Genomic DNA, 13,774 nt, shown 5'->3' on the forward strand with positions numbered 1-13,774 from the left:
TCATGTCGGTCAACTCTGAAATCCAGGCCCCCCGCAGCGCCCGCATCGCTCCCGAGTACATGCGCAACAAGGGGCGCAAGGGCAACTTCGAACTGTACGCATGGCTGTTCATGCGGCTCTCCGGCCTCATCCTGGTGGTGCTGGTCTTTGGGCACCTGTTCGTCAACCTGATGGTGGGCGAAGGCGTCCACGCCATCGACTTCGGCTTCGTGGCCGGCAAGTGGGCCGACCCGTTCTGGCAGATCTGGGACCTGGCCATGCTCTGGCTGGCCATGCTGCACGGCACCAACGGCGTGCGGACCATCATCGAGGACTACGCGGAAAAGGACATCACCCGCTTCTGGTTCAAGATGGTCCTGTACGTGGCCTCTGCCGTCATCATCGTGCTCGGCACCCTGGTGATCTTCACCTTCGATCCGTGCCCGGCCAACGCCACCGCCGAGCTGCTGCCGTCGTTCTGCCCGGCCCCCTAACCGTCCCCGCGACAGACCGCGGCGCCGTTGCCCGTCGTGAACCCCACACGGCGAAGAAAACCCAGTTTCAACAGAAAGAGCATCCAGTATGCAGGTCCATAAGTACGACGTCGTCATTGTCGGTGCCGGTGGCGCCGGTATGCGCGCCGCGATCGAATCAGGCCAGCGCGCGCACACCGCAGTACTGACCAAGCTGTATCCCACCCGTTCCCACACCGGCGCGGCCCAGGGCGGCATGTGCGCCGCACTGGCGAACGTCGAAGAGGACAACTGGGAATGGCACACCTTTGACACGATCAAGGGCGGCGACTACCTGGTTGACCAGGATGCCGCCGAAGTGATGGCCAAGGAAGCCATCGACGCGGTGCTGGACCTGGAAAAGATGGGTCTGCCGTTCAACCGGACGCCCGAGGGCAAGATCGACCAGCGCCGCTTCGGCGGACACACCCGCGACCACGGCAAGGCCCCGGTCCGCCGCGCCTGCTACGCCGCCGACCGCACCGGACACATGATCCTGCAGACCCTCTACCAAAACTGCGTCAAGCACAACGTTGAGTTCTACAACGAGTACTACGTGCTGGACCTGCTGCTGGTCGAGGAAGACGCCACCCGCGCGGACGGCACCCCCTACAAGCAGAAGCGCGTCGCCGGCGTCGTCAGTTATGATCTGGCCTCCGGCGAGCTCCACGTCTTCCAGGCTAAGTCCGTCATCTTCGCTTCGGGCGGCGTGGGCAAGGTCTTCAAGACCACCTCTAACGCGCACACCCTGACCGGCGACGGCATGGGCATCGCGTTCCGCCGCGGCCTTCCGCTGGAGGACATGGAGTTCGTCCAGTTCCACCCGACCGGCCTGGCCGGCCTGGGCATCCTGCTCTCCGAGGCCGCCCGCGGCGAAGGCGGAATCCTTCGCAACGCCGACGGTGAGCGCTTCATGGAGCGCTACGCCCCCACCATCAAGGACCTGGCGCCGCGTGACATCGTGGCCCGCTCCATGGCCCTGGAGGTCCGGGAAGGCCGCGGCTGCGGTCCGAACAAGGACTACGTGCTGCTGGACCTGACCCACCTGGAGCCGGCGCACATCGACGCGAAGCTGCCGGACATCACGGAGTTCGCGCGCACCTACCTCGGCGTCGAGCCCTACACCGAGCCGGTGCCGGTGTTCCCCACCGCCCACTACGCCATGGGTGGCATTCCCACCAACATCAAGGCCGAGGTGCTGCAGGACAACGACACCGTTGTGCCGGGCCTGTACGCCGCCGGCGAGGTGGCCTGCGTCTCCGTCCACGGCTCGAACCGGCTGGGAACCAACTCCCTGCTGGACATCAACGTCTTCGGCAAGCGCTCCGGCATCAACGCCGCCGAGTACGCCAAGACCGCGGACTTCGTCGAGCTGCCGGAGAACCCGGAGCTGTACACGATGGAGCTGCTCGAGACGGTGCGCGGCGGCACCGGTACCGAGCGGGTCGCCCAGATCCGCAAGGAACTGCAGGACATCATGGACGCCAACGTGCAGGTGTTCCGCGACGAGAAGTCCCTGACCGAGGCGCTGAACGTGATCGCTTCGCTGCGCGAGCGCTACAAGAACATCAGCGTCCAGGACAAGGGCAAGCGCTTCAACCTGGACCTGCTGGAGGCCGTGGAACTCGGCTTCCTGCTGGACATGGCCCAGGTGATGACCGTGGCGGCGCTGCACCGCACGGAGTCCCGCGGCGGACACTTCCGCGAGGACTACCCGGACCGCGACGACGAGAACTTCATGAAGCACTCCATGTGCTACCTGGACGTCGACGCCGTGACCGATCAGACGGCCGGCATCCGCATGGATACCAAACCCGTGGTATTCACGCGCTACGAACCGATGGTGAGGAAATACTGATGAGCACCGCGACCGAAATTCCCGAAGGACCGTCCAAGGTCGAGCTGGCTCCCGGGGTCGGCGGCGGCGGCGAGATCCCCAGCTTTGACATTACGCTGAAGGTCCGCCGCTACGATCCGGAAGTTTCCGAGGAAGCCCGCTGGGACGAGTTCAAGCTCACCATGTACGGCACGGACCGCGTGCTGGATGCCCTGCACAAGGTCAAGTGGGAGCATGACGGTTCCGTATCCTTCCGCCGGTCCTGCGCCCACGGCGTCTGCGGCTCCGATGCGATGCGCATCAACGGCCGCAACCGCCTGGCCTGCAAGACGCTGCTGAAGGACCTGGACACGGCCAAGCCCATCACGGTGGAACCGATCAAGGGCCTGCCGGTGGAGAAGGACCTGATCGTGGACATGGAGCCGTTCTTCCAGTCCTACCGCGAGATCATGCCGTTCCTGATCAACAACGGCCACGCGCCGACCCGCGAGCGGCTGCAGTCGCAGGAGGACCGCGAGCGGTTCGACGACACCACCAAGTGCATCCTCTGCGCCGCCTGCACCTCCTCCTGCCCGGTGTTCTGGACCGACGGCCAGTACTTCGGGCCGGCGGCGATCGTGAACGCGCACCGCTTCATCTTCGATTCCCGCGATGATGCCGGCGACATGCGCCTGGAGGTCCTCAACGACAAGGAAGGCGTGTGGCGCTGCCGCACCACCTTCAACTGCACCGAGGCCTGCCCCCGCGGCATCCAGGTGACCAAGGCGATCACCGAGGTCCGCCAGGCGATCCTGGCCCGCTCCGTGTAGCCAACCCGGGCGGTCCCTTCGGACTGCGCCGGCCGGTGGCGCCGATTCCTTCGGGAGTCGGCGCCACCGGCGTTTAAGATTCCGGCAGGGGCCTCCGCCGGCGCAGGCCCCACGCCCGCTGCCGCAGCGACCGGCTGTCCCGCCCGCCGGCCGCCTGCCTGGCCAGCGCGTCCGCCGTGCCGACCGCTCCCCAGGCGGTGGCGACCAGGTAGACCTGGCTGAGCAGGTAGAACCACACGAACAGGCCCAGGATGACGGCGAAAGGAGCCAGCAGCCAGTTGCTGCCCACGTTGCCCAGCAGTGACGAGGAGAAGTACCTGAGCACGGTACTGCCGATACCGGCGAGCAAGGCGGACTGGAGCATCACCGTGCGCGGCATCCGGATGCCTGACGCCACGCGGAACAGGATCACGGCAACCGCCGTATCCAGCAGCAGCATGACCACGATGCCGGCGATCCGGGTCAGCGGCACCACGGCTGCGCCTTGGATGCCGAGCAATTCCACGATCAGGTCCAGCGCGGTATTGGCTATGGCGGCGACGAGCGTGGTCACGACCAAGGCAACGGCCACGATCAGCAGCGTGCCGGTATCCTTGAGCTTGACCAGGACGATGTTCGTTTGCAGGGGCGGCAGGTCGAAGATGCCGCGCATCCCCGTGCGCAGCCCCGCGATCCAGCCCAACGAGGTCCAGATCATGACGGCGGTGGAGATGATCAGGCTGACGCCGAAAGCCTCGCCGTGGGCGAAGAGCTCTTGGGGTGAGGCCAGGCCCTCGGGCCCGGTGCCGGTGTCAATCAATCCAGGGACGAATTCGTTCACCACCCGTACGATGGCCATCTGCAGGTCGCGGTTGCCGGCGGCCACCAAGCCGAGGATGGAGAAACCGGCCACCAGCATCGCCGCTACCGAGAAGAACATCTTGTAGGCGCACCCGGCCGCCAGCAATGGCCCGTGCCTCAGGGCGTAGAGATTCATGACCCGCATCAGGCGCCAGGAGTTGATCTTCGCGAGCCTGTACTTGGCCGCGGCCAAGCTGCTTTGCAGGGCGCCTTCTTCGCGCTTGGCGCGGCCTGCTTCCCGCCGCTGCCTCACGGCGGCGAGCAGCAGTTGCTGCCGTTCCAGCGGATCCGGCGTTGCCTCAGCCTGCTCCTGCGGGTCCGGCGCCAAAGCTCAACTCTTCCCGTAGTATCCACACACCAGTCTCGTCGTGCTCGTAGAGCCCCATGCTACTGACCCGGAATGCGGCGTCATAATCAGCGAGCTTGCTTTCGGCCGAGTCCATGCTGGCTTCGCTGACGTCGTGCGCCACGGTCACATGCGGGTGGAAGCCGAACTCGAGGTCGCGTTCCAGCGGGCCGGACTGGAGTTTTTGGTGCAGCGCGACGCACTCGTCGAAGCCCTCGTCGATGCTCAGGTAGACCACGGGCGAAACCGGGCGGAAACTGCCCGTGCCGCGCAGGGAGAGGGTGAACGGGGACTGCGCACTGGCCACGGCCCGGACGTGCTGGACGGCTTCGTCCCAGTCCAGCACCGGAGTGGTGGTGACCAGGGTGATGTGCGGCGGTATCACCGAGGCCAGCGGGTCACCGAACGAGGCCCGCCAGCCCTGCAGCTCGCTGGCCATCGGCTCCGGGACCCCGATGACCACGCCGACGCAGCCGACCGCCGTCCGGGCACCGCGGCCAGCATCGCCGTCGTGCTCTACACGGGCGATGCTGTCCTGGTCCTGCTGGCGCATGGCTAGCGTTCGCCTCCGGGGGCCATGAAACCTACCTTGGAGTACACATCAGCGAGTGTAACCGATGCGATGGAACGGGCCTTCCGGGCCCCGCGCGCCAGCAGCCGGTCCAGTTCAGCCGGATCGTCCAGCAGCTCCTGGGCCCGCGCCTGCACCGGCGCGAGCGTTTCGACGACCACCTCGGCCAGATCGACCTTCAGATGACCGTACATCTTGCCCTGGTACTCCTGCTCCAGCTGCGCGACGGTCTTGCCCGTCAGCGTGGAGTAGATGGTGAGCAGATTGGAGATGCCCGGTTTGGCCTCGCGGTCGAAGCGGATCTCCGTGCCGTCGTCGGTGACGGCCGACTTGATCTTCTTGGCGGCCTGCTTCGGATTGTCGAGAATGTTGATCAGGCCGGCGGTCGACTCGGCCGACTTGGACATTTTCGCGGTAGGGTGCTGGAGATCGTAGATCTTCGCCCCCTCCTTGGGGATCACGGCTTCGGGCACCACGAACGTTTCCCCGAAGCGGTGGTTGAACCGCTGGGCCAAGTTCCGGGCCAGTTCCAGGTGCTGGCGCTGGTCCTCGCCGACGGGCACGCCGTAGGGGCGGTACAGCAGGATGTCCGCGGCCATCAGCACCGGGTAGGCGAACAGCCCCACGGTTGCGGCGTCGGTACCGTTCTTCTGCGTCTTGTCCTTGAACTGGGTCATCCGGGAGGCCTCGCCGAAGCCGGTCACGCAGTTCAGGACCCAGGCCAGCTCGGCGTGCTCCGGCACGTGGGACTGGACGAAGAGCGCCGTGCGGTCCACGTCGATGCCGCCGGCGATGTACTGCGCGCAGGTGACCCTGGTGCGGTGGGCCAGATCCTTCGGATCGTAGTCCACCGTGATGGCGTGCAGGTCGGGGATGAAGTAGAAGGTTTCGTACTCGTCCTGCAGCTTGACCCAATTGACGAGTGCGCCCAGGTAGTTGCCCAGATGCAGGGAGTCGGCGGACGGCTGCATGCCGGAGAGAAGCCTGGGACGCTCGGCCTGCGGCCGGCCCGCCTGCCCGGCGGCCAGCACGGCGGTTTCTGTGGGTTCTGTGGTTCCTGTGCTCATCGGGATGCTTCCTAGAACTGGTAGTCGACGACCAGCGGTGCGTGGTCGGAGAATCGGGCGTCGTAGGTGGCGGCACGGTCGACGGCGGCGGCCGTCGCGAGATCGGCCAGCGACGGGGTGGCCACCTGATAATCGATGCGCCAACCGGAGTCGTTGTCGAAGGCCTGGCCGCGCCAGGACCACCAGGTGTAGGGACCGCTGACAGCCCCGGCCAGCGACCGGTGCACATCGCGCCAACCGATCTCCTCGCCAAAGAAGCGGTCGAAATAGGCCCGTTCCTCGGGCAGGAAGCCGGCGCGCTTGACGTTGCCCTTCCAGTTCTTAATGTCCAGCTCGGTGTGGCCCACGTTCAGGTCGCCGACGACCAGCGCGTAGTCCCGCTCGGCCTTCAGTTGCGGCAGCCGATAGCACATGGCGTCCAAGAAACGGTATTTGTCCACCTGCTTGGGGGTGTCGACCTCGCCGGAATGGACGTAGGCGCTCACCACCGTCAGGGTCTTTTCGCCGTCGACGCTGTCCACGGCAAAGTCGGCCTCCACCCAGCGGCCTGCGGAGAGGAAGTATTCATCGCCGATGTGGCTGCGCGTGGCAGTCGGCTCAACGCGGGAGGCGATGGCAACACCGGCTCGGCCCTTGGCCTCGGCTTCGGCATGCAGGATGTGCCAGTCGCTGCCCAGCAGCTCACGTACTACCGCGTCCGGCGCCCGTACTTCTTGCAGGCACAAAATGTCCACGTCCCGGACGGCCAGCCAGTCGGCCATTCCGCGCTTGTAGGCGGCGCGGATGCCATTGACGTTGACGCTGGCGATCCGCAGTGTCTTGCCTGCCTGGATCAGTCCGCCGGCGGCGTCGCGGGAGGTGGTCGGTGCGGGGGAAACGGTTGCCAAAGTCACCCGACTACCTTACCCAACCCTTCAGTTCAGCCAACAACTGTGCCGCTGACCGTTCCGCCGCCGTCGTCCTTGCGGATCATGCTTCGCCCGTTGTGGGCGGTAATCTCTACCGTTTCCAGCGCCCGGTCCACCATGCCCTCGTCTTTGCCGCGGTAGTCGCGCATCACCTTGGCCTGCACCTGGATGATCTTGAAGCTGTGGTCCAGCTTTTCGTCCCGCACGGCATTCGCCCTGGTGAGTTCTTCCTCGACGAGGGCGGTGCCGCCGCCCGGAGCGGGGTTGGCCCGCCCGGCGTAATCGGCCTGCACATTGGCCAGCTTCTCCTTCGCCTTGCGGGTGGCACCGCGGACGCTGAACACCACGAAGGCGGCCAGGGCCAGCCATGCCAGCGACACTGCGACGACGATCCAGCCGATGACGTCGTTCTCATTGGCGGCAAAGATAACCGCGACCAGGAAGACAAGCACCAGCACTGCCAGACTGATGTTGCCGGCCTTGAACGGCAGCTGGCGGGCGGTGGACGTAACGGAAGACTCGGGACCAATTGATCGCATGGGCCTATTCTCTCAAATCCACGCGCCTGCGTGCGCCGTGTCCGCCCACGGCTCAGCGCGCTACCACTGCACCAGGCAGAACGGGTGTCCGGCCGGGTCCAGGTACACCCTGAAGGTCTCGGTGCCCGAGTCCATGCTCGTGGCTCCCAGCTGGAGTACCAGTCCTTCGGCGATGTCCAGGTCCCGGACCCTGACGTCAACATGCATCTGCTGGGGATGCTCCTGTCCCGGCCACTGGGGTGGCTCGTAATCCCGGACCTGCTGGAAGGCGATGGCCGGCCGGTCCGGGGCATCCCCGATGCTGATCCAGCCGTCGTCGTCCTGTTGGACCCGGATCATGCCCAGCAGCTCCTCGTAAAAGGTGGCCAGTACATCGCTGTCCGGACAATCGATGACCAGTGCCTGCCACTTGCCGATCATGTGCCAGCTCCTTAGTTGGTTCGGGCCTTAGGACGGTGTCTCCATCATTGATGCGCCGCAAGGGTGTGGCAAGGACAAGGCGGCCGCCGCCGCACGTCGTCGGTCCATGCCCGCCGCGCGTCGCCCGCCGCGAGTCGGTCCGCCTACCGTACGTCAGGACTCCCCGCCGCACGTCAGATCCGCCTACCGTACGTCAGGCCTCCCCCGCCGCCCGCCAGCACGCGGTCAGTTCAGGAAGAGCTTGCGCAGCCTCCCGGTGGTCAGGATCAGCCCGAGCACGATCATGACCAGGAAGTACAGGACGTGAATCCACGTGGCGGCGGTGAAGGCGCCGACGCTGAGCTGGCGAAGCAGTTCCACGCCGTGCCAGAGCGGGAATGCTTGGATCAGCCACTGGATCGGCTCCGGGTAGACGCTGAGCGGGTAGAAAGTCGCGGAGAACAGGAACATCGGGAGCATGATGAAGTTGATCCAGTCCATCTGCTGGAACGTTTTCATGTAGCTGGTGATGGCCATGCCGAAGGAAGCGAAGCCGAAGGCCACCACCACGGCTGCGGGGATCATCAACAGCGCCCAGGGCGAGGTGATCAACCCCATCGCCCCCATCACCGCGGTGAAGCCTGTGGCGTAGAGGGCTCCGCGCATCAGCGCCAGCAGGATTTCGCCGAGCGCCACGTCCAGCGGTCCCAGGGAGGTGTACAACATGCCTTCGTAGAGCTTGGCAAAGTTCAGTTTGAAGAAGACGTTCCAGGTGGAGTCGTACACCGCGCCGTTCATTGCCGAGACGGCCAGCAGCGCCGGCGCAATGTAGTTCGCATAACCGATCTCGGTTCCGCCGGGGCCGCTTATCGTGCCGATCAGCGAGCCCAGTCCGATGCCCATCGCCACCAGGTAGAGGACCGGCTCGACGAAACCGCTGACCATGATCGCCCAGTTGGTTCCCCAGGTCGCCTTGACGCCGCGGGCGAAGACCGCCCGCACGTTGCCGGCATAGAGCGAGCCAAACGGGCGGCGCGCCGGCTCGAGCCGCGGCGGCTGCGGGAGAACGTGCTGGCTCATTTGCCCAGCCTCCTGATATAGATGCGGCGCGCGAAGACCCAGCCGGCCGCGCAGAGGACGGCCAGGTAGGCGACGTGCAGCACGGTCAACCAGGCCGGTTCAACATAGCCGTAGCTGAGCACCCGGCCCAGCTCCGTCGAATGCCACAGCGGCGAGATCCAGCCGATCCAGCGCACCACCAGCGGCATGGCCTCCAGCGGAAAGAACGTGCCGGAGAAGAGGAACAGCGGCATCACGATGAACCGCTGCACCAGCGCGAACTGGCCGCGGTCTTCTTCGATGCTGGCCGAGTACGCCATCAGCGGCAGCCCGAAGGCCATCCCGCCCAGGGCCGCCGTGATGACCATCAGCCAGGCGGTGGCCTCGGTCACCGCGCCGAAGATGACCAGGCAGAGGAAATACAAGCCGGTGGTCAGCAGCAGGCGGGCCAGCACGCCCAACGAGTGCCCGTTGACCAGTTGGTGGCTCTGCAGCGGCGAGGCGTTGGGACCGTAGTAGGTCTTGCGCCATCGGAACCCCGACATCACCGAGTACGTGTTCTCTTCGCTGGCCACCATGATCGCGGCGGTCGCCAGGAGGGCAGGCGCCACGAAGACCAGATACGGCACGGACTGGCCGTTTCCGGCGTCGAGCGAGGCGTTGGTGTTGGCGTCCACCAACGTGGCGAGCCCCACGCCCATGGCAAACAGGTAAACCAGCGGCGTGCCGACCGCCGTCATCAAGACGGTCCAGCCGTAGCCGCGCAACTGCCGCAGCCAATGCTCCAGGAAGTAGACGGAACCGAAGCTCCGGGCGCGCTCGGCCGACTGCAGCGGGGTCAGCGGCGAGCGCAGGCCGGTGACCGGCCGCGTCAGCGCGTCGATTTCCCGCAGCGACAGCTGCTCCGGGGCCCGCGCATCGACCGAGCCCGCGGCGGCCGCGGCGTCCGGCACGGAGGCTGCAGCGGTCGCGGTCCGCCCGGACTCTCCGGCCGTGGGCGCCGGTGCTCCTTCGGCCGGGCGCGCCGGCGTGTCTTCGGACGCGCGCGCGGTGGTTTCTTCGGCCGGGCGCGCCGTGGTCTCCATGTCCTGCCCGCCCGGCACCTGCGTGGGCTGTTGCTCAGTCAATGAGGCTCCTGCCCGTCAGCCTGAGGAAGACGTCCTCCAGGCTGGAACGCCGCACCAGGGACGTGATCGGGCGCAGGCCGCGGTTGGACACTTGCTCGAGGGCCGCCTCGCCGTCGTCGGCATAGACCAGCACGCGGTCCGGCAGCGTTTCGAGCCGCTCCCCGATGCCCGCCAGTTCCGGGGCCACGGTGGTATTCCGCTCGGAACCGAACCGAAGCTCGAGGACCTCACGGGTGGAATGTTCGCGGATCAGGGCTGACGGCGACCCTTCCGCCATGATCTTGCCCTTGTCCACCACGATGAGCCGGTCGCACAGCTGCTCGGCCTCGTCCATGTAGTGCGTGGTCAGGATCAGGGTCACGCCCGCTTCCTTGAGCCGGAAGAGGCGGTCCCACAGGATGTGGCGCGCCTGCGGATCGAGTCCGGTGGTGGGCTCGTCGAGCAGCAGCACCTTCGGATCGTTCATCAGCGAACGGGCGATGGTCAGCCGCCGTTTCATGCCGCCGGAGAGGGCATCGACCTTCGCCTTGGCCTTGTCCGTCAGCTGCGCGAACTCCAGCAGTTCGTCCGCCTTGGGGCGCAGGTAGGAGTACGGCAGCCCGAAGTAGCGGCCGTAAACGATCAGGTTGTCGCGGACCTTCAGTTCCTCGTCCAGGTTGTCCTGCTGCGGCACCACGCCCAGATGCGCCCGCACCTCGGGTCCGTGCCGGTCCGGGTCCAGGCCCATGATGCTCAGCTCGCCGGACGTCCGCTGCGAGACGCCGCCGATCATCCGCATGGTCGTGGACTTGCCCGCACCGTTAGGTCCGAGCAGCCCGAACGACTCCCCCGCCGGGACTTCGAAGGAGATGCCGTCGACGGCGTTGAAGTCGCCGTAGGTCTTCACGACGTTCCGGGCGGAAATGACGGCTGCGGAGGTTTGCTGAGGCAACCGGTGTGAAAGCGATGTTTGAGGCACTGCTATAGCCTAGATCACACTAGCGATTGAGGAAAGCCAATCGGGGTCTCGCCTTTTCGATGTCGCAGCTGGAAGCACTCAACGGCCGGAGCCACCACCTTGGCGGGGCGCGTGGGCCTCGACCGCATACCTGACCATCTCCGCGGCCCGGTCGGTCAGCCTGACCCCTTCGGGCCAGACGATCTTCACGCCGACTGGGCGGACCGCCGGCTCGATCGGCAACGCGGTAAAAGTCCGGCCTTCATAGGTGGCATCGCCGGACGGCCGCTGCACCAGCACCGAGTAGCCGATGCCCCGCCCGACCAGCGAGCGGGTCAGCTCGAAGTCCGTGGTGCGGTACCTGATTTTCGGCACGACGGAAGCATCACGAAACACCGACATCGTGTGATGGCTGCTCGGCGGCGCATCAAGCAGGATCATTGGCTCCTCGGCCAGCTCGGCCAGGCTCACCGCCTCCCGGCCGGCCAGCCGGTGGTCGGCCGGCAACAGCGCGTAGGCATGCATGGCGTCCAGCTGCACCGACTCCAGTCCCGGCCGCAGATCCATGTCGTAGACGATGGCCAGGTCCAGCTCCCCCGTGAACAGCTTGTCCTGCACGGCATCCTGGGTGCCTTCGACGAAGTCCAGCTGCACCTTGGGATGCTCGACTGTGAAACGCTCCAGCAGCCCGGGCAGGACAGTCGGCGCCAGGGTCAGGTAGCAGCCCACCACCAGCGGGCCGGCCAGCTCTCCCCCGCCGCTGCTGGTGCTTAGCTCCAGCTCCTCGGCCTCGCGCAGGAAGGTAGCGGCGCGGGCGTGCAGTTGCCGGCCGGCAGGTGTCAGGCTGACGCCGTGTGCCTTGCGGCGGACCGTGAGCTGGGTGCCGAAAATACGCTCCAGTTCCTTCACTGCCGCGGCCACTGCCGTCTGTGAGACATGGAGTTCGTCGGCGGCGGCGGCGATCGTGCCGGCCTCTGCCACTGCGACGAAGTACGCCAGCTGCCGCAGCGTGTACCGGACCAAAGTGCCTCCTGCGCCGCAAGAATGTAAACCAAGGTTTTTCGGAGGATATTTCCCCTTTTTATGAACTTTACCGGCGGATATGTTTGCTGTCACACTCGGAGGAGATACACCTCACGCCGGGTACGGTGCGAGGACCGCCGGCAAGGCTCCGGCAACCCGATTCCGGACCAACCACGACGAGGAGAGCGAGAATGACCGCCGCCACCGAAGCCCGCCCGGTTCCCACCGCGGATTGGGTCACCATCCCGGATCTCTACCGGAACCCGTATCCGATCTATCAGAAGCTGCGGGCCGAAGCGCCCGTGCACTGGGTGCCCGCGGTCAACCGGTACATGGTTACCAGCTACCAGGCCTGCCACGTGATCGAGCAGGACCAGGAGCGTTTTTCCGCCAACGAGACCAATTCGCTCATGAAGCGGGCCATGGGCCACTCGATGCTGCGCAAGGACGACCCGGAGCATGAGGTGGACCGGAAATCCTACGGGAACGTGCTGCGGCCCAAGGCCATCAAGGAGCACTGGAACGCCATCTTCCAGGCCAACAGCGACAAATACCTGGCGCAGTTGAAGGCGGCCGGCCCGGGCGCCGACTTCGTCTGGGAGTATGCCGCCCCCTACGCCGCGGAAAACCTGCGGCTGATCATGGGCTTCCACAATGCCACCCAGGAAGACATGCAACGTTGGTCGCAGACCATGATCGACGGCACCGGCAACTACGCCGACGACCCGGACGTCTGGGCCAAGTCGGAACAGTCATACAACGAAGTCGACGACGCGATCGACGAAATCCTGCCCTACCTGCGCAAGAATCCGGATGCCAGCCTGCTGTCCGGGCTCACCTCCATGCCGATCCCGCTCGAGGCCATCCGGGCGAACATGAAGATGACCATCGGCGGCGGCCTGAACGAACCCCGCGACGTCCTGGGCACCACCGTGTGGGCGCTGCTGGCCAACCCCGACCAGTTGGCCCAGGTGCTCGCCGACAAATGCCTCTACGCGCGCGCCTTCGAGGAGTCCGTGCGCTGGGTCGCCCCCATCGGCATGTACCCGCGGGAGGTCACGCGCGACACCGTCGTGGAAGGCATGCAACTGCCGGCCGGCGCGCGGCTGGGCATCGTCGTCGGCGCAGCCAACCGCGACCCGGCGGTGTTCGAGGACCCCGAATCCTTCAACATCAACCGGGAGAAGAAGCCGCACCTGGCATTCGGCGGCGGCAACCACTTCTGCGCCGGCGCCTGGGTGGCCCGCGCTTCGGTGGCACAAATTGCCATGCCGCAGGTTTTCCGCGAACTGCCGAATCTCCGTCTGGATCCGGACAACGCTCCGGTCGACGCCGGCTGGGTCTTCCGCGGCATGACCAAATTCCCGGTGCTCTGGGGCTAAGACCGGCCCGCACGGCACCCTTCCCCGCCCGACTCCCTTATAACCAGCGCCTAGAGCAAGGACGATTTCCCATGGCAAAGATCAGCTTCCACCACTCCGACGGCAACGTTGACGTGCTCGACGTCGACCCCGGCACCTCCCTGATGCGCGCCGCCGTGACCAACGGGGTCGACGGCATCGTCGGCGAATGCGGCGGCCAGGCCATGTGCGCCACCTGCCACGTCTACGTCCGCCCCGAATACCTGGACGGGCTGCCCGAAATCGGCGACGACGAAGACGAAATGCTCGACTGCACCGCCGGCCCCCGCGACGAAACCCGCAGCCGGCTCGGCTGCCAGATCACGGTCGGCGACGGCCTCGAACAGATCGAAGTCGACGTCCCCGACGACCAGATCTAAAGCCTTACGGCCGACGGCGGCCGGTGCAGCGGCCGCCGTGT

At 66.1% G+C, this 13,774-nt stretch carries 15 protein-coding genes; 5 read left to right on the top strand and 10 right to left on the bottom strand.

The window, feature by feature from the left end:
• Nucleotides 1-2 precede the first annotated feature (2 nt).
• The 3 genes from AC5RVZ_RS24610 to AC5RVZ_RS24620 all read left to right on the top strand — a co-directional run bounded on the left by AC5RVZ_RS24610 (nucleotide 3) and on the right by AC5RVZ_RS24620 (nucleotide 3,137).
• Complete coding sequence (locus AC5RVZ_RS24610) at nucleotides 3-473, top strand: succinate dehydrogenase hydrophobic membrane anchor subunit (protein WP_493978600.1); 471 nt, start codon at nucleotides 3-5, stop codon at nucleotides 471-473.
• Nucleotides 474-561: 88 nt separating this feature from the next.
• Nucleotides 562-2,349 carry a succinate dehydrogenase flavoprotein subunit gene (gene sdhA, locus AC5RVZ_RS24615; RefSeq protein WP_493978599.1) on the top strand — a complete coding sequence of 596 codons (1,788 nt, stop codon included), beginning with the start codon at nucleotides 562-564 and terminating at the stop codon, nucleotides 2,347-2,349.
• Entirely contained in the window at nucleotides 2,349-3,137 is a 789-nt protein-coding gene (locus AC5RVZ_RS24620; protein WP_494068244.1) for a succinate dehydrogenase iron-sulfur subunit, read from the top strand. The genes sdhA and AC5RVZ_RS24620 overlap by 1 nt, the downstream gene beginning before the upstream one ends.
• 73 nt (nucleotides 3,138-3,210) lie before the next feature.
• On the opposite strand, the gene AC5RVZ_RS24625 is transcribed toward AC5RVZ_RS24620, so the two are convergent.
• The 10 genes from AC5RVZ_RS24625 to AC5RVZ_RS24670 all read right to left on the bottom strand — a co-directional run bounded on the left by AC5RVZ_RS24625 (nucleotide 3,211) and on the right by AC5RVZ_RS24670 (nucleotide 11,953).
• Nucleotides 3,211-4,305 (bottom strand): YihY/virulence factor BrkB family protein, encoded by a 1,095-nt coding sequence (locus AC5RVZ_RS24625; RefSeq protein ID WP_494068245.1) that lies wholly within the window; start codon nucleotides 4,303-4,305, stop codon nucleotides 3,211-3,213.
• Complete coding sequence (locus AC5RVZ_RS24630) at nucleotides 4,277-4,876, bottom strand: 2'-5' RNA ligase family protein (protein ID WP_494068246.1); 600 nt, start codon at nucleotides 4,874-4,876, stop codon at nucleotides 4,277-4,279. Before AC5RVZ_RS24630 ends, AC5RVZ_RS24625 begins: the two co-directional genes overlap by 29 nt.
• Before the next feature lie 2 nt (nucleotides 4,877-4,878).
• Nucleotides 4,879-5,961 carry a tryptophan--tRNA ligase gene (gene trpS / locus AC5RVZ_RS24635; protein WP_494068247.1) on the bottom strand — a complete coding sequence of 361 codons (1,083 nt, stop codon included), beginning with the start codon at nucleotides 5,959-5,961 and terminating at the stop codon, nucleotides 4,879-4,881.
• Nucleotides 5,962-5,972: 11 nt separating this feature from the next.
• Complete coding sequence (locus AC5RVZ_RS24640; RefSeq protein ID WP_494068298.1) at nucleotides 5,973-6,797, bottom strand: exodeoxyribonuclease III; 825 nt, start codon at nucleotides 6,795-6,797, stop codon at nucleotides 5,973-5,975.
• 83 nt (nucleotides 6,798-6,880) lie between these two features.
• Nucleotides 6,881-7,408, bottom strand: a complete 528-nt coding sequence (locus tag AC5RVZ_RS24645) for a hypothetical protein (protein ID WP_494068248.1) — start codon at nucleotides 7,406-7,408, stop codon at nucleotides 6,881-6,883.
• Nucleotides 7,409-7,468: 60 nt separating this feature from the next.
• Nucleotides 7,469-7,828, bottom strand: coding sequence for a VOC family protein (locus AC5RVZ_RS24650; RefSeq protein WP_494068249.1), 360 nt, complete (start codon nucleotides 7,826-7,828; stop codon nucleotides 7,469-7,471).
• Between the two features lie 225 nt (nucleotides 7,829-8,053).
• Entirely contained in the window at nucleotides 8,054-8,887 is an 834-nt protein-coding gene (locus AC5RVZ_RS24655) for an ABC transporter permease (protein WP_494068250.1), read from the bottom strand.
• Entirely contained in the window at nucleotides 8,884-9,993 is a 1,110-nt protein-coding gene (locus AC5RVZ_RS24660; protein WP_494068251.1) for an ABC transporter permease, read from the bottom strand. Before AC5RVZ_RS24660 ends, AC5RVZ_RS24655 begins: the two co-directional genes overlap by 4 nt.
• Nucleotides 9,986-10,951 (bottom strand): ABC transporter ATP-binding protein, encoded by a 966-nt coding sequence (locus AC5RVZ_RS24665; protein WP_494068252.1) that lies wholly within the window; start codon nucleotides 10,949-10,951, stop codon nucleotides 9,986-9,988. Before AC5RVZ_RS24665 ends, AC5RVZ_RS24660 begins: the two co-directional genes overlap by 8 nt.
• A gap of 78 nt (nucleotides 10,952-11,029) precedes the next feature.
• A complete protein-coding gene (locus tag AC5RVZ_RS24670; RefSeq protein WP_494068253.1) occupies nucleotides 11,030-11,953 on the bottom strand; it encodes a LysR substrate-binding domain-containing protein in 924 nt (307 codons plus the stop codon).
• A 191-nt stretch (nucleotides 11,954-12,144) separates the two neighbouring features.
• Here AC5RVZ_RS24670 and AC5RVZ_RS24675 point away from each other — a divergent pair, with 191 nt between their 5' ends.
• Nucleotides 12,145-13,335 carry a cytochrome P450 gene (locus AC5RVZ_RS24675; protein WP_494068254.1) on the top strand — a complete coding sequence of 397 codons (1,191 nt, stop codon included), beginning with the start codon at nucleotides 12,145-12,147 and terminating at the stop codon, nucleotides 13,333-13,335.
• 71 nt (nucleotides 13,336-13,406) lie between these two features.
• On the top strand, nucleotides 13,407-13,733 hold the full coding sequence (locus AC5RVZ_RS24680) for a 2Fe-2S iron-sulfur cluster-binding protein (RefSeq protein ID WP_494068255.1): 327 nt from the start codon (nucleotides 13,407-13,409) through the stop codon (nucleotides 13,731-13,733).
• The last annotated feature ends 41 nt before the right edge of the window (nucleotides 13,734-13,774 follow it).

Source organism: Arthrobacter sp. Cza30, assembly GCF_059090765.1.

Coding starts and splice junctions, on each gene's coding strand:
- AC5RVZ_RS24680 (WP_494068255.1), top strand. CDS start 13,407: ATGGCAAAGATCAGCTTCCACCACTCCGACGGCAACGTTGACGTGCTC.
- AC5RVZ_RS24655 (WP_494068250.1), bottom strand. CDS start 8,887: ATGAGCCAGCACGTTCTCCCGCAGCCGCCGCGGCTCGAGCCGGCGCGC.
- AC5RVZ_RS24610 (WP_493978600.1), top strand. CDS start 3: ATGTCGGTCAACTCTGAAATCCAGGCCCCCCGCAGCGCCCGCATCGCT.
- AC5RVZ_RS24620 (WP_494068244.1), top strand. CDS start 2,349: ATGAGCACCGCGACCGAAATTCCCGAAGGACCGTCCAAGGTCGAGCTG.
- AC5RVZ_RS24650 (WP_494068249.1), bottom strand. CDS start 7,828: ATGATCGGCAAGTGGCAGGCACTGGTCATCGATTGTCCGGACAGCGAT.
- AC5RVZ_RS24630 (WP_494068246.1), bottom strand. CDS start 4,876: ATGCGCCAGCAGGACCAGGACAGCATCGCCCGTGTAGAGCACGACGGC.
- trpS (WP_494068247.1), bottom strand. CDS start 5,961: ATGAGCACAGGAACCACAGAACCCACAGAAACCGCCGTGCTGGCCGCC.
- sdhA (WP_493978599.1), top strand. CDS start 562: ATGCAGGTCCATAAGTACGACGTCGTCATTGTCGGTGCCGGTGGCGCC.
- AC5RVZ_RS24675 (WP_494068254.1), top strand. CDS start 12,145: ATGACCGCCGCCACCGAAGCCCGCCCGGTTCCCACCGCGGATTGGGTC.
- AC5RVZ_RS24645 (WP_494068248.1), bottom strand. CDS start 7,408: ATGCGATCAATTGGTCCCGAGTCTTCCGTTACGTCCACCGCCCGCCAG.